General features: G+C 37.6%; 25 protein-coding genes and 1 other annotated feature (1 of these 26 running past the window's edge). Of the genes, 2 read left to right on the top strand and 23 right to left on the bottom strand.

The annotated features are described in order from the left end of the window. Positions 1 to 101 (bottom strand) — a sequence feature (ribosomal protein L10 leader region) (it extends 20 nt beyond the left edge of the window). A gap of 53 nt (positions 102 to 154) precedes the next feature. Next, complete coding sequence (locus LQU94_RS00345; RefSeq protein ID WP_230633979.1) at positions 155 to 1363, bottom strand: aminoacetone oxidase family FAD-binding enzyme; 1209 nt, start codon at positions 1361 to 1363, stop codon at positions 155 to 157. Between the two features lie 76 nt (positions 1364 to 1439). Here LQU94_RS00345 and pepT point away from each other — a divergent pair, with 76 nt between their 5' ends. Further along, complete coding sequence (pepT, locus tag LQU94_RS00340; protein ID WP_230633977.1) at positions 1440 to 2660, top strand: peptidase T; 1221 nt, start codon at positions 1440 to 1442, stop codon at positions 2658 to 2660. Positions 2661 to 2724: 64 nt separating this feature from the next. Here pepT and LQU94_RS00335 read toward each other — a convergent pair whose 3' ends face one another. The 12 genes from LQU94_RS00335 to LQU94_RS00280 all read right to left on the bottom strand — a co-directional run bounded on the left by LQU94_RS00335 (position 2725) and on the right by LQU94_RS00280 (position 12443). Continuing rightward, entirely contained in the window at positions 2725 to 3201 is a 477-nt protein-coding gene (locus tag LQU94_RS00335) for a hypothetical protein (protein ID WP_230633975.1), read from the bottom strand. After that, the gene (locus LQU94_RS00330) at positions 3194 to 3406 is read right to left on the bottom strand and encodes a helix-turn-helix transcriptional regulator (protein ID WP_230633973.1); all 213 of its coding nucleotides are present in this window, start codon (positions 3404 to 3406) and stop codon (positions 3194 to 3196) included. The genes LQU94_RS00335 and LQU94_RS00330 overlap by 8 nt, the downstream gene beginning before the upstream one ends. Positions 3407 to 3413: 7 nt before the next feature. Continuing rightward, positions 3414 to 3899, bottom strand: a complete 486-nt coding sequence (locus LQU94_RS00325) for a DUF2975 domain-containing protein (protein WP_230633972.1) — start codon at positions 3897 to 3899, stop codon at positions 3414 to 3416. 86 nt (positions 3900 to 3985) lie between these two features. Further along, positions 3986 to 4594, bottom strand: a complete 609-nt coding sequence (locus tag LQU94_RS00320; RefSeq protein WP_230633971.1) for a hypothetical protein — start codon at positions 4592 to 4594, stop codon at positions 3986 to 3988. 83 nt (positions 4595 to 4677) lie between these two features. Then, positions 4678 to 5589, bottom strand: coding sequence for an alpha/beta fold hydrolase (locus LQU94_RS00315; protein ID WP_230633969.1), 912 nt, complete (start codon positions 5587 to 5589; stop codon positions 4678 to 4680). A gap of 876 nt (positions 5590 to 6465) precedes the next feature. After that, positions 6466 to 7959, bottom strand: a complete 1494-nt coding sequence (locus LQU94_RS00310; protein WP_230633967.1) for a PstS family phosphate ABC transporter substrate-binding protein — start codon at positions 7957 to 7959, stop codon at positions 6466 to 6468. A 20-nt stretch (positions 7960 to 7979) separates the two neighbouring features. Next, positions 7980 to 8204, bottom strand: a complete 225-nt coding sequence (locus LQU94_RS00305) for a hypothetical protein (RefSeq protein WP_230633965.1) — start codon at positions 8202 to 8204, stop codon at positions 7980 to 7982. An 87-nt stretch (positions 8205 to 8291) separates the two neighbouring features. Further along, a complete protein-coding gene (locus LQU94_RS00300; protein WP_230633964.1) occupies positions 8292 to 8693 on the bottom strand; it encodes a hypothetical protein in 402 nt (133 codons plus the stop codon). Positions 8694 to 8815: 122 nt separating this feature from the next. Further along, a complete protein-coding gene (locus LQU94_RS00295; protein ID WP_230633963.1) occupies positions 8816 to 9343 on the bottom strand; it encodes a nitroreductase in 528 nt (175 codons plus the stop codon). A 164-nt stretch (positions 9344 to 9507) separates the two neighbouring features. Continuing rightward, positions 9508 to 10500, bottom strand: coding sequence for a helix-turn-helix domain-containing protein (locus tag LQU94_RS00290; RefSeq protein ID WP_230633961.1), 993 nt, complete (start codon positions 10498 to 10500; stop codon positions 9508 to 9510). Between the two features lie 354 nt (positions 10501 to 10854). Beyond that, positions 10855 to 11427: a nitroreductase family protein gene (locus tag LQU94_RS00285; RefSeq protein ID WP_230633960.1), complete on the bottom strand. Its 573-nt coding sequence runs from the start codon at positions 11425 to 11427 to the stop codon at positions 10855 to 10857. Between the two features lie 230 nt (positions 11428 to 11657). Continuing rightward, on the bottom strand, positions 11658 to 12443 hold the full coding sequence (locus tag LQU94_RS00280) for a TraX family protein (protein WP_230633958.1): 786 nt from the start codon (positions 12441 to 12443) through the stop codon (positions 11658 to 11660). A gap of 332 nt (positions 12444 to 12775) precedes the next feature. On the opposite strand from LQU94_RS00280, the gene LQU94_RS00275 reads away from it, so the two are divergent. Continuing rightward, on the top strand, positions 12776 to 13123 hold the full coding sequence (locus LQU94_RS00275; protein WP_370631496.1) for a sortase: 348 nt from the start codon (positions 12776 to 12778) through the stop codon (positions 13121 to 13123). A gap of 747 nt (positions 13124 to 13870) precedes the next feature. Here the strand turns inward: LQU94_RS00275 and srtB are convergent. From srtB to LQU94_RS00230, 10 genes are all read right to left on the bottom strand, one after another. Next, positions 13871 to 14623, bottom strand: coding sequence for a class B sortase (srtB, locus tag LQU94_RS00270; protein ID WP_230633952.1), 753 nt, complete (start codon positions 14621 to 14623; stop codon positions 13871 to 13873). A 45-nt stretch (positions 14624 to 14668) separates the two neighbouring features. Next, entirely contained in the window at positions 14669 to 19537 is a 4869-nt protein-coding gene (locus tag LQU94_RS00265) for a Cna B-type domain-containing protein (RefSeq protein ID WP_230633950.1), read from the bottom strand. Positions 19538 to 20156: 619 nt separating this feature from the next. After that, on the bottom strand, positions 20157 to 20594 hold the full coding sequence (locus tag LQU94_RS00260) for a hypothetical protein (protein ID WP_230633948.1): 438 nt from the start codon (positions 20592 to 20594) through the stop codon (positions 20157 to 20159). Continuing rightward, positions 20584 to 21234 carry a DUF2871 family protein gene (locus LQU94_RS00255; RefSeq protein WP_230633946.1) on the bottom strand — a complete coding sequence of 217 codons (651 nt, stop codon included), beginning with the start codon at positions 21232 to 21234 and terminating at the stop codon, positions 20584 to 20586. Before LQU94_RS00255 ends, LQU94_RS00260 begins: the two co-directional genes overlap by 11 nt. 54 nt (positions 21235 to 21288) lie before the next feature. Continuing rightward, complete coding sequence (locus LQU94_RS00250; protein WP_230633944.1) at positions 21289 to 21651, bottom strand: hypothetical protein; 363 nt, start codon at positions 21649 to 21651, stop codon at positions 21289 to 21291. Beyond that, a complete protein-coding gene (locus tag LQU94_RS00245; protein ID WP_230633941.1) occupies positions 21635 to 22138 on the bottom strand; it encodes a TetR/AcrR family transcriptional regulator in 504 nt (167 codons plus the stop codon). The genes LQU94_RS00250 and LQU94_RS00245 overlap by 17 nt, the downstream gene beginning before the upstream one ends. A 500-nt stretch (positions 22139 to 22638) precedes the next feature. Then, positions 22639 to 22947: a MarR family transcriptional regulator gene (locus tag LQU94_RS00240; protein ID WP_230633939.1), complete on the bottom strand. Its 309-nt coding sequence runs from the start codon at positions 22945 to 22947 to the stop codon at positions 22639 to 22641. Positions 22948 to 23088: 141 nt separating this feature from the next. Continuing rightward, complete coding sequence (locus LQU94_RS00235) at positions 23089 to 23436, bottom strand: hypothetical protein (protein WP_230633935.1); 348 nt, start codon at positions 23434 to 23436, stop codon at positions 23089 to 23091. Between the two features lie 416 nt (positions 23437 to 23852). After that, positions 23853 to 24086, bottom strand: coding sequence for a GNAT family N-acetyltransferase (locus LQU94_RS08100; protein ID WP_370631495.1), 234 nt, complete (start codon positions 24084 to 24086; stop codon positions 23853 to 23855). Positions 24087 to 24373: 287 nt separating this feature from the next. Beyond that, complete coding sequence (locus tag LQU94_RS00230; protein WP_230633933.1) at positions 24374 to 24718, bottom strand: MATE family efflux transporter; 345 nt, start codon at positions 24716 to 24718, stop codon at positions 24374 to 24376. Positions 24719 to 25162 lie beyond the last annotated feature (444 nt).

Genomic DNA, 25162 nt, shown 5'->3' with positions numbered 1-25162 from the left:
TTGCAGACACAATGAGATTACACGAATTCAGATTCATATATACCTCGGTAGGAAATTAAGGACACGCCACCTACTGTCTGCGGTTTCAACATGAAATATAATACCAAATCTCCCTGTGGAATGCAAGTATTTTATGGGATTTTTTCAAAAATATTTAGTTTTTTTCCATTCCCCTAGCGCAAGCCCAAGCTGAGGCCCAAGCCCATTGCAAATTATATCCTCCACAATCTCCGTCCACATCCAATACTTCCCCAATGGCAAAAATTCCAGGGACTCTTTTTGACTCTAAGGTTTTTTCATCAAAATCTTCCAGTCGCAACCCCCCACAAGTGACTTGCGCCGACTCAAAATCTCTCGTTCCCAGTACTTTCATCTCCATACCAAAAAGCAAATCCAATACCGTTTGTCTTTGCTCGTATTCTAAATCCATTACGCTACTTTCTGGAGAAAGATTTAATTCTTTGCAAATCACATGAATCCATTTTTTTGAAACGATCCCTTGTAAAAAGGATTCCAAAGAACGATCCAAGTAGGTGCGAGATTCCAATATTTCTCGGTAGTTGGAAGGACGCTGATCCAGATGGTTCAAAAGAGGGAATTTTACAAACAAATCGCCTCTCCCGCAATTTACATAACGTGCCAAATCCAAAACCGGCGGACCGCTAATTCCGTCTTTTGCCAAAAGAATTTCCCCATGAGAAGAAAAAATCTTTTTCTTACCATTATATAGTTCAATTTCTCCTACTACTTTTGTACCACTCAAATGACGCAAATGGGGGGAATCCAATTGAACAGCGCAGATCCCAGGAAACAATTTACTTTTCTTATGGCCAAATGTTTCCAAAAGCCCATATCCATTTCCATCTGAACCGGATTTTGCCATGGTTTTTCCTCCCGTGGCTAAAATTACACGGTCCACAAACAATTCTCCTTGGCCAATTAGACGAAATCCCTTTTTTTCTTTTTGAATCTCTCGCACTTTCCACTGGGTAATTTCCTCCACACCTAGACGAGAAAGTTCTTCTCGAAAAGCGTTTAAGACCGTATTGGAGTTTAAGGTAATCGGATACAATTTTCCCCGGGCCTCTTCTACCAAGTCCATTCCCAAGGACTCAAAAAACTCTTTCGTATCTTCTCCTGTAAACTCCTCTAATATAGAAGAAAAAACTTCCCCTTCTACACTATGAAAATGATGGGAGGACAAATCCACATTGGAAACGTTGCAACGACCATTTCCCGTAGCCAAAAGTTTTTTTCCTACGCGATCGCCTCTTTCTAAAATTTTTACTTCATGGCCTTCTCGTGCCAAAAAGATACCACAGGCCAAACCCGATGCGCCACCACCAATAATTCCAATTTTCAAAACAATACCCCCCTCTGTTGACTTTAGTATACCATTTGGGCTATTCTTGATACAAGAAACAGTATAGGAGGAAATTATGGTTTCAGAACGTTTATTGAAATATGTAAAAATTGATACCGAGTCCGATCCTCATTCGGATTCGTTTCCAAGTACAAAAAAACAATTTGACTTGGCATATATTTTAGAAGAAGAATTAAAAGAATTGGGACTTACGGAAGTGAAAGTGGACAAATACGGTTATGTTACGGCTACATTAGAGAGCAACACGAAAAAAAACATTCCCGTTTTAGGGCTTTTATCCCATATGGATACGGCGCCCGCTTTTACAGGAAAAAATGTAAATCCTCAAATCGTGAAAAATTACGATGGAAAAGATGTGGTTCTAAACAAAGAAGAAAATATTGTTATGAAAGTGGAAGATTTTCCTGAGTTGGAAAAGGCCAAGGGATTGGATTTGGTTGTTACCGATGGAAAAACCCTATTGGGAGCCGATGATAAAGCCGGGATTGCCATTATTATGGATACTTTAGAACATCTTACCTCCCATCCAGAAATCCCCCACGGAAAAATTCGCGTTGCTTTTACTCCCGATGAAGAAGTCGGCCGTGGCGTAGATTATTTTAACGTGGAAGAATTTGGGGCCGATTTTGCCTTTACCCTAGACGGTTCTCGCTTGGGAGAAATCCAATACGAATGCTTTTTTGCTGTGGGAGCAAAAATAAAGATTCAAGGGGTCAGCGTCCATCCTGGATCTGCCAAAAACAAAATGATCAATTCCATTTCTTTGGCTATGGAATTGGATGGAATGTTGCCAAAGGCCCAAAGACCAGAATATACGGAAAATTATGAAGGATTTTTCCACTTAGACGAAATAAAGGGAAATGTAGATTCTACCGAAATGGAGTACATTCTACGGGATTTCGCCGAAGAAAATATCTTGAAAATGCAAAAAACCTTAACCGATGCCGTTTCTTTCTTAAACGAAAAATATGGAAAACGCATTGTTTTGGAAATGGAAGAATCCTATCGAAATATGAGAGAAAAAATCGAGCCTCATATGGATTGGGTCGATTTGGCCATTGAATCCATGGAAGAGTTAGGAATCGAACCCATTGTAGAACCGATTCGTGGCGGAACCGACGGAAGCCGTCTTTCTTGGATGGGACTTCCTACCCCAAATTTATTTACAGGAGGAATGAATTTCCACGGAAAATTCGAATACATCCCTGTTCAACATATGGAAATGGCAAAGGAAACTTTGTTAGTATTATTCAAAAAATTGGTGGAAAGAGCATAAATTTCCCCAAAAGAAAAACACAACCTACTTTTGCGTAAGTTGTGTTTTTTTCTACAAAAAATCCTTAAGAATCGCTCGCCACATAATATAATTTTTCCTTTTGGGGAGAATAAAATACCATGGCGTAGTTCCAAAACCTTCCTCCCGCTTTTTCATTGGTGCTTTTCCATTTATAGACAAAGTCGTCTTTCCCCAATTGGTTCTCCAAAGGTTTCGCATCAGAGATAATCCGCTGAAATTCTTCCCACGACTCTTCATCAGGAACTTTCCAACCCTCTCTCTGAATCTGTTCTTCTAAATTTCTTCGGTCCTCTTCCCCCAATTTCAAAACAATCGCATCACTTCCATCTCCTAAAAAACTAGATTTCCGCATGGTAACTGCTTCGTCTTTTGTCTCCCTAGAAAGAGGAATTTCCATTATGGTCGATACAGTTTGAACCCCTGGATCCCGTAAATCGGAATTCTTATAGAGGACTGCCAAAGAAACCACGAAAAATAGGAGCAAAAAAATCTTTCCCTTTCCAAAAATTTTTTTATTCATGTCCTTCCTCCTCATACACTAAAATCTCCCCTGGCTGACAATGCAATACCTGACAAATTTTGTCCAATGTAGAAAAACGAACGGCCTTTGCTTTCCCCGTTTTCAAAATCGAAAGATTCGCCATAGTAATCCCCACTTTTTGGGACAATTCCGTCAAGCTCATTCCTCGTTTTTCCAATACCAAATCTAAATTTACTCGAATCATAAGCCCCTCAAATCACAAGATCCTGTTCTTCTTGCATTTCTACTCCGTCTTTTACAATATTTGTAATCGAATGCAGCACAAGAAGTACCAGAGAAAATACACAAACAGCAAAAAGCAAAATCAGCAAAGGAATCCCGTAATATCGATTAAAGAAAAAATACAAAATCAGCAGAAAAACACACAAATCCGTACCCGCGAAAAAATTCAAAGACCATCTCAAAGCATCCACCGTTTTTCTTTGAAAAGTTTTCCCTCGAATGTATTGTGCATTGGCATAAATCAAAGGAAAAATTGCAAAAATACTAAATAAAATTCCTATTAAAACATAGGACAACGTAGGAAGAAACATATATTGTCTTCCACTAAAAATTTCCCCTTTTGTATTGGTTAAAATCTCATAAGCGATCCTTGATCCACCCACAAACAAAAATCCCAGAAAAATCGAAATCACAGCCAATAAAAAAATCATTCCATAAAAACTTACCTTTTTCATTTTTCCCTCCTTGCCCTAATCTTATCATTTTTTATCGTTTTTCAATAAATCTTCTTTGAAAAAATTCCCCTCCTTAGGGGATTTTTTTATTCTTCTACAGGATCTGTAATGAAAAAAGCAGGAACCGGCGCAATGAGCAAAGCCCCTTTCTCAAAGTCTGGATGAGAAACATTTTTATAAATCGCCGTTTTCAATACGCTGCCAATCATAGAATCGTCGGTCCCTGGAGCCAAATCCTTATCTAAATTCTTAGAAACCCAAAAATAGTCTCCCTCTTTCTCCACTTTATATTCCGTTCCATCTTCTCCTACAAACCCCATTAAATCAAATGCATCCACTACATCCATTCGCAAAGAAATTTTATTTTTTGGAGCCTCTTTCGTCCAATTTTCCACATCTCGAATCCGTAAATTCATTTCATCCACCTTTGCCACATAAGTAGGTGTCTGGTACATTTCCGTTAAACTCTCGCTTTTTTCAGCCAACTCCCTATCTATTATTTGCATTAAAATCACATTCTCTGCATCTACCTCTGGGTTGGATTCTTTCTTCGCCCTTTGCATTTCTTCCGTAGAAACAAGGGTTCCAGGTACCTCCATAGGGGTAGGAGGATTTTCTCCTATATCTTTTTTCTGACAACCCAAAGCAATGACTAAGAAAAAAAGACACAATATCCCAAGCGAAAACTTTCTCATCCTATCCCACCTATAATGATATATAATTTACATATTTTAACTTATTTTATTGTATCATATAGGATTTTATTTTTTATATCTTTTTATTGATTTTCTAAAAATCTATGAATTTCTTCTCCAATTTCCCTATAGGACACTTGGTAAAATAGGGAATTCCCCGGAAAAATTTTAACCCGAGCGTCTGTAGGATCTTTTTGCAAAGAAATATGTTGTTCCTCCCAAGTTTCCTCCACTCCTAAGTCTTTTCTTCGATCTTCCATTTGATCAAAACTTTCTTGTGCAATCAACTGAAGAGTCTTAAATCCCTCTGGAAACTTTTGATTTTCCGCCTGTTTCAAATTTTCCGTCGCTGCCGCCTTTTCATTCATTCTTGTGGAATTGTTCAAATTATTCCGTAAAGCATCCAAATATTGTCGATTGATTTCTTCCTCTACATCTGGAATCATGGGAATATCTTCCAAGCGAGTTGCCTCAACGGGAATCGGATTTCCTCCATTCATCCAGGGGGTACTTGTATCCAATCCAACAAAAGCTTCTACTTCATTCCCATATTTTTCCACGTATTTTAAGGCATAAATCCCCGCCATGGAACGGCCTAGCAAAACATATTTTTGAATTCCCAAAGTTTTCACTGCCTGGTGAATTTCATCCCCAATATTTTCCGAAGTTCTAGGCTCATCCGTCCCATCACTTAGACCGTAGCCAAAGGGTTCAATCAAAACAACATGGTAATTTTTTTCCAATTCTTTCACAAGATTTGTATAGGACTGAATCGGGGAATAATCTTCCGTTCCCGGAACAATAACAATAGTCCTCTTCCCCTTTCCCCCTTCATATACATTCATAAATTTTCCGTCTATATCAAGGCTTTTCCCATAAATCCCTTGGTCTGAATCCATAGAATTGCCATTATTTTCTGAATCACTTGGAGCACACGCAGATAAAAGCATAACCACACCAAGAATCAAATAAAACACTCTCCCAAAATTTCTCATGACTCTCCTCCTAGAAAAAGAGTACGCCAAAAATATGAAAAAATTGTGGAAAAAAAGTAGCCAAAGTATGGAGAAAATCTAATATTTATCCAATAAGTAAGAAAGAAGGATTCTTCTTCGCTGGTTCTGTTATTTTCAATGAGATTTTGCATAGGGATTTCCCCCACCACTTACGTCATTTCGACCGAGGAAGTACGGAAGAATTTTCCCCACTTACGTCATTTCGACCGGAAAAATTCCGTTAGGGATTTTGTAGCGGAGAAATCTCACACACCTTTTACGCTGACACGCCCAAGGGCCTTCCCACAGGTGGACGCCCACCCGGTGAGATTTCTCGACTCGCTTCGCTCCCTCGAAATGACGTGGTTGGGAGGATTCTTCTAAAGAAAAAGGGGATATTTTTGATGCCCCATTCTTCGTGAATTTCGCAAACTTTCTCATTCTTTTGTGCTTTGCTTTCTAGGGGCAGGGACAAGGGCGTTGCGATTCGCCCTATGTCCCTCCCCTAGGACCCCCATCCTTGTTACCCTAACGCCTTTCTAGATGTGGCTTTTTCTGACGAAAAAGCATTGGTATGGATTCGCGGGAGGAATTATCTTCACCAATTACGTCATTTCGACCGGAAAAATTCTGATAAGAATTTTGGAGTGGAGAAATCTCACACACCTTTTACGCTGACACTTCCAAGGGCCTTCCCACAGGTAAACGCCCACCCCGGGGAGATTTCTCCATGCGAAAACCTTCGGTTTTCTTAGTCGAAATGACGTGGTAGGGAGGACGCTCCGTGGAAATGACGTGGTTGGGGAGAGCTCTGTGGAAATGGTGTGGTAGGGAGGAGCGCTGGAAGTACCTTTTTCCTACAAAAAAAGAAACAGCCTATTTTGCTGTTTCTTCTGTATAGGGAACGTATCCCGATTTTTTTACTAATTCTTGTCCTTGATCCGAAACCATAAAATTCAGAACTTTTTCTACATTTGGTTTTGGATTTCCTTTGATTGTCGAAGCATAAACTTTTCCTACAAAAGGATATTCCCCGTTAGAAATATTTTCTTCCGTTGGAGAAACTCCATCAATGGATAAAATCTTTACCTTCTCCTCCTGATGCAATCCCGTTAAAAAATAACGGAATGTATAGCCCATGGCTCCTTCTTCATTTTTATAACGAGCCACTTCAGAAATTACGCCACCCATGGCGCCGATCTCTTCTTTTTCTATTGGTTTCTTTAAGGGAATTTCTCCCATAAAATGACGCATCATTACTTGAGAACCGGAATTTTCTGGTCGTTGAAACGCTAGAATTTTTTGATTTTCTCCTCCGAGTTCTTTCCAATTGGTAATTTCTCCATTATAAATTTTTCGAACGTCTTCTGAAGAAATATTTTCTATTGGGTTATCTTCTTCTACAAAAAACACGAAGGCTTCTTTTCCAATAGGCGTCAACTGAAACTCTACTCCTAGTTCTTTTGCAGTGGCTTGATCCGTTTCTGAAGGCATCGCTCCAAAGAAAATATCCACATCTTTATTCAACAGCCTAAAATATCCCTCCACCGTATTGGTAAAAGAAACAATTTGTCCGTTGGTAAAAACAAAATCCGTTTCTAGGGCATTTTTTTCAATTTTGTCAATGTCTTTATAGATATTTTTGGCAACGGAAGCATACAGTGGATAGACGGCCTCCGCTCCGTCTAAAATGGGCATTTCTTCTTCTTTCTCAATCCACAAAGAAGGGGATTCATCCAATAAAAACAATCGATTTTCAGGATTATAAACCATGTAATCGGAAAAATCTGTACTAGAATATCCTTTCATATAGGAGAAATTGTGTCCCTGATAGCGAATTTCTGGAACTTTCGACCCGAAAAATCCCAACAATAAAGTAAAGAAAACAGTCAGCAGGGCCAATGGTTTTACCTCTTTTTCTCTAAATCCTCGATTTGCTACAAGAGCAAAGAGCCAACGGATTCCTGTGTGAATTATAAGAATCAGCCCATAATAGAAGACGGAACCTCCCCATTTGAAGATCACATAATAAATAAGCCATGGAAGGGTTGAATAAAAAACGCTTCCCTCTAAAGTCGCTACACTTAGACCAAAAAATCGAAGAGCGTAATAAAGAGCAAAAATCCCTGAAAAATACAAAGTGATACATCCATATAGTTTTTGATGATCTTTTGTTATTTTCTTTTTCTTCCATAAAATCCCATCATAGAAAAGATGAAAAAGAACCACCATAGCCAACTTAAATCCAACAGAAAAAATCTCGCTTTTTCCCCTTGTAAACGTAAATTGGGATTCAACTATAGTTAGAAAAGCAATTAAAAAAAACTCTACCAATACAACATCTCGAAAAAAAAGTTTGACTTTATTCATCCCTCTTCCTTTCCTTGGCCTTAAATCTCCTCGATTCGCTCAATTTCATTTTCGTAGAAATCTATTTCTATCCCCCCACAGGAAATTTCAATATAAAAAATTTCTGCCATTTCTTTTTTTCCCTTTTCAGCTAAACTGCCGCTGGCCATATAATCTCCCTCAAAAACATCTCCATCTTTGCAAATGATTCGAAGAGCCAAGCCCGTTTCCATTAAAGGGTTCAAACTACGTATATCTCGTTCCATAGATCCTCCTAACAATCCCATTCTTAGTTATTTTTATTATAACATAGAAAAACCGCTGAAGGTTTCTTCAACGGTTCTTCCTCTCTCTTACTCCACAACGCTTAAAAGAACTGGGACTTCCTCTCCTTCCGGAATCCATTTCCTCACTTCTTCTAAAGCCTTTTGGAAGAAATGCCCTACCATGGAAATTTCTTTTTTCTCCTCTTTCCCATCCGAATGGACAAGGATAATTTCGATCGTCCCCACATCGGTAACAAATAAGGCTACCTCTTTTTCCCAACCTTCCACAAAAAGGTTCGCAATTTTTTCAAACTCTTGGGGCAAAGTTTCCCCTTCCCAACGCTCTTCCTTCTTTTCTTCTTTTCCTGGAAAAATTCCTTCATAGGTGATGGATTCCTCTGTAATTTCTACTTTTTCTTGAAATTGGTCTTTGAAATCACAATAGCCTGAGGTTCCTTTCAAAATAATTTTTTTGATTTGTCTTTCCATAGAATTCTCCTTGATTTCCCTTTATTGCTTGTTTCACCTATCTTTTTTTTCTTCTTCTATTGTATCAAAAAATCGAAGAATTTCTCCTCCGATTTTTCCATAATCAACAAATCTATATTCTCTTATTCCACCCAAAATACTCGATTTTCTTTTCTCTCTGGAGCCTTAGGATTTTCTCCCTCTATAAATCCAATAGCACAGTGACCAATCCCTTCCCATTCTCCTTCGATTCCAAGGCTTTTTAATATTTCTTGATACTCTTCTTTTTCAAATTCCTCTTTTGCCCGATGAATCCAAATACTACCAAGTCCCAAAGAATGAGATGCCAACATCATATTTCCCATAACCAGACTTCCATCATAAACGCGAGTTGGCCAATCTTTTTCGGCCAAAACAATCAAAATCGCCGGCGCTCCATAAAAAGGATCAAAATCCTCTTCCCAACCGCCAATTTTACCATTCGCCTTAGAAATCTTATCTCGCAATTCCTTATTGATTACTGCCACAATAATGGTTGACTGTTTCCCCTTGCCGTTGGGAGCACAAAGCCCCGCTTCTATAATTTGCTCCAAATCCTTCTTCTCTGGCATTTCTGGCTTAAATTTTCGTATACTTCTACGCTCTTTTATTCCTTTTATCATTTCATTCATTTTCTTCTCCTTTATAAACAAATCCATCGCAAACTTACATCTTCCACTTTTCCTCTGATATTTACCCTAAAAGACATAAACTAGTTATTTATGGAAATAAACATAGAAAATTTCTTTCTTCTCCACAAAAAAAAATCGATAGATTTCTCTATCGATTTTCTCAATTATTCGTCCTCGTTCATTCCCAAACGAACAATACTGGGCACTACGGCAAAAAGTACTCCCGCAACGGGCCATACCATCCAAGTAGAGCCCCAATCTCCTGTCCAAAAACTCCAACCTAAATAGATCGCTGTTGCAACACACCAGTAAATGGCTGAAAACGCCCTCATTTTTTTCTTTATTCGTTTTTCAGAACGGGTAAATTCTCCTTCTTGAAGCAACGTCTCATAGCTGCTTTTGATGATACTTACACGAACAATCCGATTTACGCCTATGGCAATTAAGAAAAGAAGCAAGCCGATAAGAACCCCAACAACAGAATCTGAGGCATTCATTCCTCCTGCCACCACAATTGGAATTACACCAACAATACACAACACAACGCCTAAGGCAATGTTTTGAGCGAAGACATTTTTATACCCGCGATCTTTCTCTTTTACCATTCCCGTTACGCCATATTCTGTATCAAAATATTCCTCTTCCAAAAACTCCATATGATCTCCTTTGATGCCAGAGGTAATAAAAATAAATACCGCCGCTGCAATCATCGCAAATAAAATGGTTCCTCCAATACCAACGGCCATGCCTTCGGTGATCTGAAACATTTTGCTTTCGGAAAAATTCGCTAAAATTACAAGGACCACGGGACTTAAAATACACATAGACACGGCATTGGCAAGCATCGGAGCCTGAGTCCTTCTCAAGTCCAAAAATTCATTGGCTTCTTCCATGGTAACCCGATGGATGGGCTCATTGGATACATTCTCTACCATAGAATCAGAAAGATTTTCTGGGCCCATATCATCTTTTAACAAATAATCTGTGCTTACCCCAAAAAGACTCGCCAACTGAATGATCTTCTTAAGATCTGGAATCGCCCCTGCACTTTCCCATTTTGAAACTGCCTGTCTAGAAACGCCCATGCGCTCTGCCAATTCTTCCTGAGACCAACCATTCTTTTTTCTTTCTTCTATAATCTTGTCTGCTAAAATCATTTTTCCCCTCCTTATTTTCTTTTCTAAACAAATCATAACTTTTCCTCTATTTGCAAACCACCATCTCAGGCTGTCAATTTGTCAAATCAAAGTTGCAAAAGATAAAAGGGCATTTTCTATAATCTTTATAACCCGCTTATCTTCCCACTTACAAAGAATCTTTCGTTTTTATAAAAAATCTGTCCATCCGGAAGGTTTCTTTCTTCATTTTAAGTTGTCTTATTTTTATAATACCATTCCAATGTATGGTTCTAAATGAACTTCTTGTTAGGTTTAGGATAAATCTATCCCTTCTCTAAAAAAGAAAATAGGCAGAGCACCAAAATTCCATTGGAAACTCTGCCTATTTATTTTTTATTTCACAACTTTTGTTCGGTTGTTTGGATCTTCTGCTTCCTTCGCTTCTGGTTCTTGAACAATTCCACCAAAAGGCATTTGAGCAATTAATTTATAACTTTCTGGAACCGAAAACATCTCTTTTACCTTTTCATCAATAACAGGATTGTAATGCTGCAAAGACGCCCCAATTCCTTCCTCCCTTAAAGCGCTCCAAATCGCCAATTGAAGCATTCCATTGGCATGATTGGCCCAAATAGGAAAATTCTCCGCATAATTTGGGAACTCTTCTTGTAAAGATTTTACCACGTCTTCATCGATAAAATACAAAATTGTCCCTGCACCCGCTTTGAAAGAATCGATTTTTTCTCTTTCTACTTTGCCATCAAATACATCATAAATCGCGTCCCAAAGTTCATCTTGCTTTTCCCCTAGAGCCACTACCGTTCTTGCACTCTTCATATTAAAAGCGTCTGGAACCAAAGTTACGACTTCTTTAATTTTCTCCACTACTTTTTCCTCAGAAATTGGTAGATCCTTGTTGATTGCGTAATAGGTTCTTCTCTCTCTTAATGCCTTCATTATACTCATTTTTCTCTCCTTTTATTATCTGTGAACTTTGAAAAACACAAAACATGAATTTCCCAAAACAAATCTTTTTTTACATTTTCTTTTTACCCCACTATTATCATTCCAATCCATAGATGAAAAACTTTACCAAAAAATCCATTTCCTATGTTTTTAACAAGAAATGATTGTTTAATTTTTAGATTTCTTTTCGATCCGATCTTTTCATAAAGCTACCAAAAATTCCTTTTTGCTTAAATATTTGCAAACCACATAATAAAATAAATTATTACAAAATGAAGAGGATAGAACATGTAGAATAGATTCTTCTCCCACGCTTTACCTTTTCCTCCTCTTTGTCCATTATAAAGACAAATAAACGGAATAGAGGTAAATATCACAAATTCATTTGCATAAGCTAAATGTTCACATAAGGAAATCAATCCCCTTGAACTTGTATAATATCCAAAGATGGCCTTTCCAAGTAAAACAGTCGACCAAACTAGAATGGCCAAACTTACTTTTTTCTTATCATTCTTAAAAAAGTAACACGCTAGAGCTATTGGGAATAAGTACACACCACCTTCACTCAATAGCACAAAAGGAAGAAGTAGGATAAAGAGAATCCCCCACTTCCATTTGCCCCCTTTGGATTCCTCTTTTATTTTATCCATCATAAGAAATAGACTTAAAAACAAAAATAGCGTCCAGAAGATATTGTTTCCACTTATAATTCGAAATGCTTCAAATTCCTTTGTGTAAGGATGAATATATGCTTTTGTTAAAATATTGTGAACAATATTGATTCCATACATCACCATTGCGCCTATAAACAATCGTGTTAAATATTTTTTTCTATCTTTTGTATACTTAAATCCTTCCATTAACAAATACAAAAACACCGGAGCCACGAATCGTCCTAAAAAGCCAACCCATGAAGGCAACCCCAATTGATGGCCAAAAGCTGTATTAATATGGTCTACCACCATAAATATTAAGGCTATTATTTTTAAATCAAATGATGTTAATTTATTTTTCATATACCCCTCCTGTTATCATTTTTTGGTATCTGTTTCTTATTATTACATATAGGATGGATTCTATAACTATATATACTCCGCTACATATTAGCATTATTTGAATATATGATGTTAAAAAATATTTGCTCATTAGTAATATAAAGATCCGAGTTGCTATAAGTCCTAGGACAATTGGTAGTAAGAATATCCATTTTATTGCACTAGAAGCTGCTTTTTTTATTAGTTTCTTTTCCATACCTGATTTTACCATTATTTTATACTTGTTTATTTCTACATTTGACGTAGAGTATAATCTAGAGTAAATTATACTAGCCATTCCTATTAAAAATGATGTGCATAAAATACTTCCTAATTTAGAAAATTCTTCTCTTACTCAAGATTCTATCTCAAATGCAAAAATTCCAAAGCCCAATCCAGGATCGTCCTTTGGAATACTCTACGTCGAGAAATTGAATAAAGAAATAGCTATAGTTGAAGGAACGGATTACGAAAACTTATCCAGAGGAGCTGGACATATGATTGAAACCGCAATGCCTGGTGAAGGTGAACAAATCATCATCTCTGGGCATAGAGATACCGTTTTTAAAGAATTTGTTCAGATTGAACTAGGAGATATTTTTTTATTAAAGATGCCTTACGGCGAATATAAATATGAAATAAGAGATACAAAAAATCGTTAATGCGGATGATACTACCATTGTAAAACCTATGGGAGAAGAGGTTCTATTGATTACTACTTGTTATCCTTTTCATTCTTTAGGAAGTGCGTCACAGAGGCTTATATTTTATGCCTATCCTATAACATAAATTGAATATAGGATAAATTTTAATAAAAATCAAGAATGGACCAAATTTTAGTACAAGTATACCCTCCTGATTGAAACGAAATAGATGAAATCAGGAGGATTTTTCATGCCTATAAACACATCCTATAACCTATCACTCTCTCATTCACAACAAGAGGAAAGTCTTATATCTTTGCATACATATAAAGATTCCATAAAAATTTCCTTTCTTATTTTTCTAAGGATAAGAACATACTATCCACTTAATTATATTTAAGAAATTTTTTAAAACCCGCTCTCACTCTTCCGCAAAGCATATAGACTTTTCCAAAAATTCCAATCAGGCTATTTCTTTTCACAGAGCAAAGAGTCTACAAAATATATCGAAATAATTATTATTTATTTTATTTGATGAATCAACTTATCCGCTTTTTGCTTTACTTTACACATCACCTCATCTTTTTACTTAATAATGAATGACGGTGAGAACAGCAAAATATAGAATCTTTTTCCTGAATTTTTGAATGTGTTCTCTTTGGTATCATTAAGAAAAGAATGACCTATATAAATAACCAGATAATAATCACCCCGGATAGATCAGGATATAAAAAAGGAAGTACAAAAGTACTTCCTAAAAACATACTATAGATTCGTCTGTATCTTTCCATGAATAACAAGCCTTTTATTGTCATCCAAGCAGGTTTGTAGTGTTAAAAAGTTTTTCACATCTTTTGGTACATCCTTATCCAATAAATTTTTCTCACCAATCTCGGCGAGAAAAGTTGCTTTTGCTTCTCCCTCATATGTCGGAGAACGAAAATTGTCGTATGGATCCGCCACATAGGCAGCAAAAATCTCATATCGCAAAACCCCCTGACTCGTACTGATGCAAATTTCTGACGCTTTCTCTACAAATTCCTTGTCCATATATTGTGTTAAATCATGGAATACTTTGCCTGAGCGGACATTATGACCATATATAACTGTATTTTGATCCGTAAAATCCGTTCGATTTCCAGCATCGATATAGGGCGTACCAAAAGGATGATATTCCCCTTTATAGTTATGATCTAGATAAAAATAGTTGTTTTCGCTATACATAAGAGGAAAATCGATCTCCGTTCCCACAATAGTAATCCAACCCACGAGATCAGGATACAATGCCTGCAGACGACGAATCCTCTCCGCCTCGTTCGGGCTCATTTCATCAGGCTTTTTCGATATTTTCTGGACCGTCGATGGTATGGCGGTTTCCTCGGTCTTTTGTGTTTGAATTTCTTCTAATTCTTCGTCAAATCGGACATTTATTGCAATATAATCGCCAATTTGATAAATAGAAAAAACGGCCACGATGACTAACACCACGACGAGTATTTTTTTAAAGTAATCCTTCATATTTCCTCACTAAAGAAAGTAGGGCAAGGTTACTTGCCCTACTTTTTACATTCTTTTTTTCTTGCCCTCGAACCCAAGTATTGCGAGCACCAATATACTGATAATGCTCGTAAATGCATAACCTGCGATTCCAGGATCAAAGGTCTTTGGTGGACCTGTCTGCGGTGTCTTCGGTTGTCTCCTTGACACTTCTTCCGGTACATCCGGTGGTGTTACCGGTGGTTCTTCCGGTACATCCGGTGGTGTTACCGGCGGTTCTTCCGGTACATCCGGTGGTGTTACCGGCGGTTCTTCCGGTACATCCGGTGGTGTTATCGGTGGTTCTTCCGGTACATCCGGTGGTGTTACCGGTGGTTCTTCCGGTACATCCGGTGGTGTTACCGGTGGTTCTTCCGGTACATCCGGTGGTGTTACCGGAGTGTAGAAGTTATTAAACTTGACGTCTAAGACTTCCGCCATGGTGATATCGACAGGTACTTCGATGAGATAACTTCCGTCTTCATTTTTTATAATTCTTACGGCTTGTTCGGTCTCTTCTTGCGACTTATACAGTTTATACTTGTAATTTCCCTTTAGAAGAATATCCGAAAGTATCTGACTATCGATTCGAACTTCACTGCGATCGATGGTCGAATAAATGACGGCATCCTCGACTTCTTTTCCGTCAAGGTAAAGCTTGATTGGTAAGAGAGATTCTCCTTCTTTTACTTTTCTCAAAAGTTTTAATTGAACGGATGTCGCCTTTTCAGAACGATATTTATCGATGGCTTCTTCCACCAATTCATAGTCCTTGGCATTGAGCTTTCCTTGAAGACCTTGCAAGGAAGCTTTCCAATCGTCCCCTTCTTTTAAGAAAATCTCCTGCACCTTACCGCTCTTATCACGAATCGTAATTTTAAGAGTTTCGGGACGATCTCCTTCCTCATCCCCGTGCCAAATCTTTTCGATGTCGATGTCATGATGCGGACCGGGATAATTTTCTACCTTTCCGATAAAAGCATCTTTTTCTTCATGTTTAAAGTCTTCTAACTCAAATTGACCATAGGGCACGCCATGGATCATCACAGAAGGCATATATAAGGTATAAAATCCTTGCTCATCTTGTTGTAAATAGAAATGATAATCCGTCAAACCTAATTTAGTCTCAGGCGCATCATAATACTCCACTCGCAGATTCATGCCCTTGAGATCCAAGGAAATATTGTCAAAGGACGCATGATCTCTATCCATCTCCATGATATATTCATTGTCAGAATAGTCAGGATAAAGTGGATTATTGATTTGTCTCCAAGTATACTTTTGTGTCAAGACTTTTTCATCCTGATTGGGAATGCGAATATGAAGATGTAAGGTGACGTCACCTACAAAGTCATGGAAAGCATCAGTGATGGCTTTCGAATAACCTTGAGGATCGCCAATTTCATGATAATTTTTTTTAAATCCAATGCGAAAACTTATTTTTCCATTCTCTTGAAGATAAAAGAAAGGCAAATATCCATTTTCTTCTTCCTCAATGGAATAGCGGTTGTTGACTAGCGCGATAGGATTTACATTATCAAATTTTCCTTTCCAACCGTCCGCTTTTTTTAAGACAAGGGACTGATAGATAGGGATAAAGTTTCCCTGTGCATCTTTGAGATAGTTTCCGTCCTTGTCCTTTTCGTAGCCGATTAGAATACGCTTATTATCCAATAACAAATACACTTTAACAGAATCGGGAATGTTTTTTTCATCCGCCTCGTCCAATTTCCAAACTTTTTCTACGGGGAGATCGGTCCGAGGGTAATTGGTAATTTCAAAGGTGTGAGGATTGCCGGCAAGGTCGATCATTTCATTCGTAGAATCTACAATCTCTGCAAAATAACCGGACTTTTTATCGTACATGGTCCAAAGATATGGCACCAGCAAAGTTTTTTTGCCGTCCTTTTCCACAAGGACAAAGGCGTTACCACGATCTGTAATTTCAAAACCTCTTAGGTCTGATTCATACCAATCCTTTCCCCATTCCATAAGCCTTAGATCCTCGCCATAGTATTCGATTGTATCGATATCTAAGAGCCCGGGATCTCTAAAGATTGCTGTATGATTATTTTCGTCATTAAGCTCTTCTTTTGTCAAAAGTTCCAAGCGGCCCAGACCCTTGTTGGCCTCTTGATCGTAGTAGAATAAGTAAATGTCTTGCTTGCTACTTGCATACTCACCGTAGTCTTCACTCTCAATTCTTGTGATTTTCACAGCGCCCGCTTCCACTTGTGCGTCTTTCTTTTCAGGAATTTCTTCAACTATGGAGAAAAATTCATTTCCCTGTTCCACAACCAAATACTTTAAACCTCTTGCTTTTAGCTCTTCTGCCGTAAAGGGAAGACCCTTGTCTTTGTTATAGGCAAAATCCCAACCCTTGATCGCTGGGAATTTTTCGACCAAGTCCGGAGAGAAGGAACCGCCTTGTGTGTGGAAGAAGGATTCCCAATTGTTCTTTTTGCTAAGTTCGATCTCGCCGTATTTATATACATTCGGATCGATACCGTAGTGTAATCTCACATAGGCTTCATCCTTGTCCACAGGGACAATAAAGATATCCGCTTTGACGGTTTTGTTAGAATCAAACGCATCCGTATCAATGCTTCCGTCCCATTTTTTCTTAATCTTTAAACCATATTCGCCCTCGTCATTCGGCGTTTGTAAATTGGCATTGGAGCCGATTCCGCCACCATTTCGAGCCGTATTGCCCAAAATAAAGGTTTGAGCGTTCTTCCAAGCCTCTTTTTGCAATATTGCGTCGTAAACAGCTCTTAAATGAACAACATCATTGGTAAAGGACATTTCCTTTGGAATATCGACGCCTTCTTCGCCGTCTTCTAAAAACTTAATGATGTTTCCCTCTTTTGTCACAGGCGAAACATGAGAATAGAAGATATCTTTAATATTCACACCATTTAATTTAAAATAGCCGGTCTTTTTTGAAAAAGTTAAATCTTTTCCGAAAGAATCGGATGCATTGTTAAATACATAGACACTGTGGCCATCGCCGATGTGGACATAGCCAGTCGGACAGTTCCAAAGTCCTCCCCCGTTACCGCCACCAAAAGAATCTACCCAAGTAGCCTTGGCACTGTTTTCAGTAACTAAGAGATTCTCTAGATCTTGCACCCTAGGAGGGAAAGATACATAAATACCTCCACCAAAATTTCCTGCGCTATTATCCAAAATCATGGTCTTATTAAAGTTCACATGGTTTGAGTCCACATAGACCCCACCACCAACATTGGAAGCGACATTCTTGTAGATTAAGCCTCCATTTAAATTGGCTTCAGCCTTATTCTCCTTTAGATGTTTTTCGTAATCTGCCGGAGTATTAGCGTACTCTCTGTTTACAATATTGCTAAATTCGGATATAAATTGGTCGGAAACGGCCACGCCTCCGCCAGAACCAGAACGGTTGCCAGCAATAATGCCATCCTTTATAGTAAGTTTAGCCTTAGGATAGGCTGTTACGCCGCCGCCCGATTGAAAACGAGTATTAGACTTGTTATTGGCAATAATACCACCGTTAATTTCTACTATGGCTGGATCTCCTGAGCTACCAAATAAGGAACCGGCAAAAACTCCACCGGTCATGCCCCCATTGTTATTGTCAATAAGGCCATTGTTCATGGTAAAGTTTGCACCCAGATCCACATACACAGCTCCGGCGGAAGTCGGACGGTTATAGTCAGGGTCAATTTTCTCGTAGGAAGTATTGCTAGAAATCCTTCCTCCATCCATGGTAAAGGATCCGCCCTTTTTAACTTTAATAGGGCCGGTGTAACCGTGTCCATTCTTAGAGTTCATAATGACAGCATTCTTCATAGTAAGCTGTCCACCATTATCAACATTAATAACCGTTCCTCTATCGTCAAGAGCAGTCTGAACATCGCTGTTTCCATCAATATAAATTGCAGAATCCTCTGTCCCCAAGGTCAGCTTGCCCAAAACATTAAACAAACTGTCTTTTACAAATTCCTTTGCTCTTTTAATGATAATGTCACCTTTGTTTTCATCAGGAAGTGGTACATCGGCCTCTTGAATAGCTTCTTCGCCACGACCTACGGCTTCTTCAATCACTTCTCTTTGTTTTTCTTCACCCTGTTCAGCGACATCGGCCGGTTGTGTGATAGGGCTCCAAGGTTTTTCCCAGGAATGTTTATCTTCTTCCAGTCTAATGTTTTTGGCAGTCAAGATAATATTTTGACCTTTTTTAATCGTCAGCTTTTCTACTAATTCAAAGCTCGTATCGATGACAATGGTCGTCGCCTGACCTTCTGGTGCATTTTCAATGGCCGCTTTCAACTCCTCGAAACTGCTGACTAGAACCTCCACTGTAGGCGTAGCGGAATCTACTAATCCTTCGCTATTCCCCCCTAAAATTACAGGCGTTTCGGAAAGTATTTTCGCATCGAGAGTCGTTCCCTCTTTTAAGGTGACTTCCTCGTCTTCGATCGCTATTTTGTCACTCTTTTCTTCCACTTTTTCTTTCATTGGATCCGTTTGAGGCACAGTCAATCCATTTTCCTCACTCGCTACAGATTCGTTGTTTTTCATCAGCTGCTTTTCAACGCCAACACCAATTTTATCTGCTGCGTTTTCGGTTTCCAAAGGGATTGTTTCCGCTTCATCAGGCTGTAGTGCATCATCCTCTTTCGGTTGTATTGTTTCTTCACCAAACTGCAGAGTCTCATCCAAAGTCAATTCAACAACCTTTCCAACCGAAATGTCGGTGTCGGATGCCACATCTCTTTTTTCTACTCCTGTCTCAGCTTCTACGGCAGCAGGTGCTACGGATGCACCAGTAGCCTCTTCCGGTTCCGCAGCATATGCCGGATTCGAAAAAAGAAACAGCACCATTACGAAAAGACTGATCAATATTTTTCTCATGTGCTTTTTCTTAAAATCTCCTTATTCCATATTAAAATAATCTATAGACCCACTCAAAGTGAAATCCCATAAAGATTCATACCAATAGTCATATTTACCTTTAGAGTCCATCTATACATTATTTATATTAAATCATACCACATTAAGCTTAAATTACACAATAAATATATGGATTCTCTTACTTATCAAGGATATGTGTTATATTTTGAAAAACCTCTATAGCGATTGGATTGAGGATTTTAAATCTAAATCCGTCTTTGCTGTTGTGTTATATCTTTTTTCATCTTTTATAGTCTGCTTTATGTGCTATTTCTCACTAACGAATTTTTCTCCCACAAAGAATTTTTCTATCTTTTCTATTCTATGTCTTTTTCTACCCTACCGATTTAGTAAATTATTCTCGTAGTAAGTGATTTTACTCCACTCCTTAGCTATATACATTTCCAGAGGAAGATTCAGCTATGCGATTAATTAACGCAATCCTCATTAACATCAATGAAGATTGATCAATATCGTCCAAATAATAAATTAGAATGTCATAATTGTTGTGATAGGGAAATTTACACAATATTAGTGACTTGGCTAAATCTTTCGTAAATTCACTTGCAATTAAAATTTTTTATACCTTTTTTAGCGCAACAAAACTAAAATTCAAAAAAGATAGCGCTGCCAAAATAAGAGCGAACCCAAGGCCTGAATAGAAACAGGCGATAAAGCTTTTGGGTACAAAATCTGATGCTCTTAACCATATTCCACCTGACATCATAAATAGCATAGTAAGATACGACTTTAGGTCAAAAAAATTCCAAAATGGGCTGTATAATTCTTCCGTTGTTATAATTCTTTTGATATGTTTTTTGCTCATAAAAATAAACATCTCTCCAAAAATCGTAAAAACTGCAACGGATACTATAGGGTAAAGAAAACGAAGTTCAATCTTACCGTAAGCTAATATTCCAAGCCTTAAAACATTAAAACCTGCCATGCACCAAACGATATCGGCGATAGTTATCAAAGTTTTTTTATCTACCATATATATTTTTCTTCTATTGTTCATTTTCAGCACCTTCGATATATGTTTTGATAGATATGATTTTAAGGATTAAACAAACCATGCCGACTCCCAAAAGGACGTGTCCTATTCCTGCAATCCCTGATAATGCTGCATCAGGGAATAGCTCCGATTTTGAAGAAGTGATACTATAGATTCCTCTTACCAAAAATGATGCGACCGTCCATGTTAGCCCCGTAATATAAACGGTTAGCGGGATTTTTATTTCCTCTATTCTTTCTCTCTCACTTTGCATAAGCACATATATAACAAATAGTGTAATAAGTCCCAAAGCAATGAGATGTACATGGACAATGCTCAGTGTGGTAAATTCTCCCCATGGGAATATATTGATGAATTCTCTGTAGAATACACCACCCACTAACCCCATAAAAAGGAATACCGCTGAATTCTTTAATATATTTTCAGGGCTGAAATCCTTTATGAAAAATTTAAAACCTGTAACAACCAATAGAACATAGGCTATTGTCTTTGGTATCATAAATGCACCAAGTTCAGGTATAAAGCACGCTCCAACCACTACCGGAATATAGAATAGAAAGCTGGCTGCAATGAGTATACTTGTATTTTTTAGACCCTCTTTATCCCTATACTTCCAAGTCCAGATAATTAAGAAAATTCCCATGATGGCAAGAGGAACATTCCTAAGTATTCCACAAAAATAACTTCCTTGCGTTCCCTAAAGATTCTGGGGAAGAAGTATCATAATGAATCGAACCGCCGCCAAAAAATAAATCCAAATCGCTTTCTTTTTGTACTTATCCCCACTTAAATTTCTATAATAACAGTAAAAAAGAATGTAGAACAAAGTCATTGTAACACTTGTCACGAATTCTCCCCATGACAATAGAGTAACATATTTATCAAATCCATTTATCGTAAGATTACTAATTATTCTAGGGACAAGGTGAAAAGCATCTCCTAACCCTAGGATGATTGCCATAAATCCAAAACTCTTTCCCTGTTTATTGTTTTCCAAAATCAACCTTAAGCCAAGTGCTAATATCAATCCGAGATATACTGTATCAAATGGCGATTCCATTAAAAACTTCTTCTATACCTCTCTTTATCCAATGCATATATATTTCATAGTGGTGGAGAAATGCTCCCCTATCCCAAGACTCAGTAAACAATCTTTGTACAAGAGAATGCATTATGCCACCGATAAATGTCATTTTTTCTTTTTCTGCGATCGACATAATATCTTGCCCATATTTCATAGTATTATTTCTATACAATTTCCATTGCCTTTCCAGTTCAACATCCAGACCAATGTATCTATTTCGATAGAGATTGTAATTTTTCTCTGTAAAGATTTCATCCGCCACAACTTCGCCAAACTGTTCAATCGCCTTCATAACATTCATATCATTCTCTCTTACCAGGTTAAGAAAACTCTCGTATATTTCAATAAGTTCCTGATCCAGCACAAAAAAATACGCTTCATTTATAGATTCAAAATACTGGTAGAAACTCCCTCTAGGAATCTCTAAATCCAAAACAATCTCTTTAACGGTCACTTCTTTCATCGTTTTTTCTTTGAAGCACCTTACAAGAGTCTCATAAATTTTATTTTGTTTTTCATCGTTTAAGTTGAAATATGTTTGCTTAGGCATTTATAGAACCTTCTTTCTAATCCATTTATGACACCATGTCATTTTATATGACATGGTGTTATTCGTCAATAGGAATCACTTATTTTTCACCTTTGCAATCCATATTTTTTCATTGCAAATTAACAAAACATATCCCCGCTTTTTGTATTATAAAAAATAATTCCTAGGATCCCAATTCTTCTTTCTACCTTCTATATACAAACAAGAGCCCTTCTACCAGTCTATCGATCCTCTTAAACGATAGACTGCCAAAAAGGCTCTTATTATTTATTTTATTTCTTCCTATTCATATGGATATTCAAGATTTCCTACACTCCAATAGCCATTTCCTGTTCAAACATTGTAGGTGGAGGCTATCATTAAAAGGAATCTTCTCGACAAAATAGGATTTGTACGATTCTTCCCTGGGTTATTTAAGAATCGCGTTCATGCTTTTGTATAGATTTCAATAGCTCATATACCATTTCATACTGCTCTTCAGACCACTTTGAAGTTAACTGTTTATTGTAATCACTCAAAGAGTGCACAAGATCTGGGTATAACTTTTTCCCTTTATCTGTCAGATATAATTTCTTATTTCTTTTATCTTCTTGATTTATTTCTCTTCTAACTAATTTTTTCTTTTCAAGAGACTTTACAGCTCTTACCGTAGCGGCCTTATCCACATCTACTATTTCAGTCAATCGATCTTGTGATATTCCTTCTTCATGAAAGAGTTCCATGAAATAAGGTTCCTCCCCTACTGTAATGCCAAATGGCTAAACTATATCTTTTAAATCCTGTGCTATCTCTCTGGAGAGTACTGAAATTAAACGGCCAATACTTTTTTTTCACATCAATTCCTCTTTAAAACTAAAATCTTATCAATGATTATATTCAAAATAATGCTTACGACATATCCATACAACACAAGCGTATGTAACGAGATAAAATAAATTCTCCAGAACTCTGGGCTGTATCCCCTCATTTTCAGCAACCCAGTTATAGACATAATCGCTGTAAAAAAAAACAGCTGGTAAAATTGATGATACTAACAGACGTCCTAGGTTTCCAAGTTTTGGAAAATATTTTTTAGTCAATCTAGCTCCAATCGTTCCTGCTGGAAATATTAATGAAGCTATACTTGCAACCACTGCTTGTAATAGCATCGTCATAATAATTATAGGAAAAACAATTCTCCCCGTATTAACAATGAGCATTACATTGCTCATCGTAAAACCCATTAATACTGGAAAATATAACGTTTATACTTCATTCTTTCACCCCTTTCTATCAAGGCAAAATTATAGCACAATAATAGTTGATTCATCAACCATTACTGTGCTCATTTATTTCGAAGATATTTTTCCCATATTTTCTTATCTTGATTTTCTAGTACTTTCTGGTTATAAATATTGGTTTTCACATTATATCTTGAAGCACTATTATTATAGAACTCAAAAGGTAGGCTAGAATTCGACTTTATTCTACAGATGCTTGTATTAAAGTTCCATTGTTTTTCAGAAACAAGCTCTCGCAAGGTTTCCATAGCTAAGTCGAATTGATTCTCATAATGGGAGAAGGTATCTGCCCTTTGTATTTTGAATCCTAAAGATACATAGAGGAGTATCCCTTTTAAACTCCATGGCTACGTATGGATATATACTGGAAGTCTGCCTTCCTCAGCAAATTTATTCATTACTGCAATATATAGCACTCTGCCCAATCCTTGCCCCTGATAAATCTTGTCAACTACAAGCCAGTGCAAGGAAGAAACTCTAGAGTCATTTCGCTCATCTGTCCAAACAATGCAGAATTCAATCACATGCCCTTGGTCATTTATTAAAAATAAGATATTACTTAAAAGAATCTCCTCTTTCAAATAGTTCGAAATAAAGTATTGTTCCGCTTCCTTTTGACTTTCAAAGTCTCCGATTTCGTATTCAAGCTTAGCCCATGACTTTTCATCCCTTATGCAGCAACTTCTAATCTTAAAACCCTCAGGCAGAGCAAGCTCTTCCTATTCATAGTCCTCGCATTTTAGTATCATATTGCAAAAAGGCATTGTTCTATCTATCATTATCGTTCGTTCTTTCTTCTTTTGTCATCGAAGGGATTAGGGCTTCAACATGTGTCAATACCCCTCTGACGATAATCCTTCATCAAGCACTAGGTCTTAACACTTATTGCAAAATGGAAGCGGCAAATCATAGATTCTCTCGCATGACTTGTGGAAATCAGCATTCTCTCAAATGCAATCTCTGTAAAAATACCGAGTGAAAATATAGTTATGATACGCAGGTAATCGCTGCCTTGCACAGCAATATTTTCCGAGACATTCTGCCAGTCGTAAAAAGCTTTTGAAAAAAGGAGACCGAACAAAGCCAAAAGCACAAAGCAGAGCCCTGATAGAAATAAGCCCTGCACTGCCGAGGATGCGGCTTTCTTTTGATTGTTCTCCCTAAGGCTCTGCGAAATCACCTGAGACATACCAACACCAATACTGATAGTCAAGGCAGTAATCACCCACGACACAGCGGACAGCGCATCCTCTACCAAGGCAGCTGACGAAGGCGCTTTCAACAATGTTGTACAAAGCCTGCACCAGCATAGACAGCACAATCGGCGGTTCCATAGTCAAAAGCAGCTTCCTCTCGGACCCGATTCCCATTTTATTATTTTCGCTCATAGTATATTGCAGTCCTTTGAATTAAAATTTATCTGCCTAAATAATGTCAACTAACTTGGCGGAAATGAAGTGTTTTTGTATAGTCAAAACGAGCTTGATGACAACCAAAATTCTACTATCAAACTCATCTATTATTAGGCTTTTTATCATTATTCATATTTACATCTAAACCATTGTTTATTTCTATAACGTATCATATCAAATTAAAAACCATTTGGTGAAAATTTTCTCAAGAAAATATAACCCAAGTCTTAATCGACCTGGGCTAT

Origin of the sequence: Peptoniphilus sp. KCTC 25270, assembly GCF_021012875.1 — a bacterium.
In the GTDB taxonomy this organism is placed as follows: domain Bacteria; phylum Bacillota; class Clostridia; order Tissierellales; family Peptoniphilaceae; genus JAJMZJ01.
This window is presented reverse-complemented; position numbering and strand designations above follow the sequence as displayed.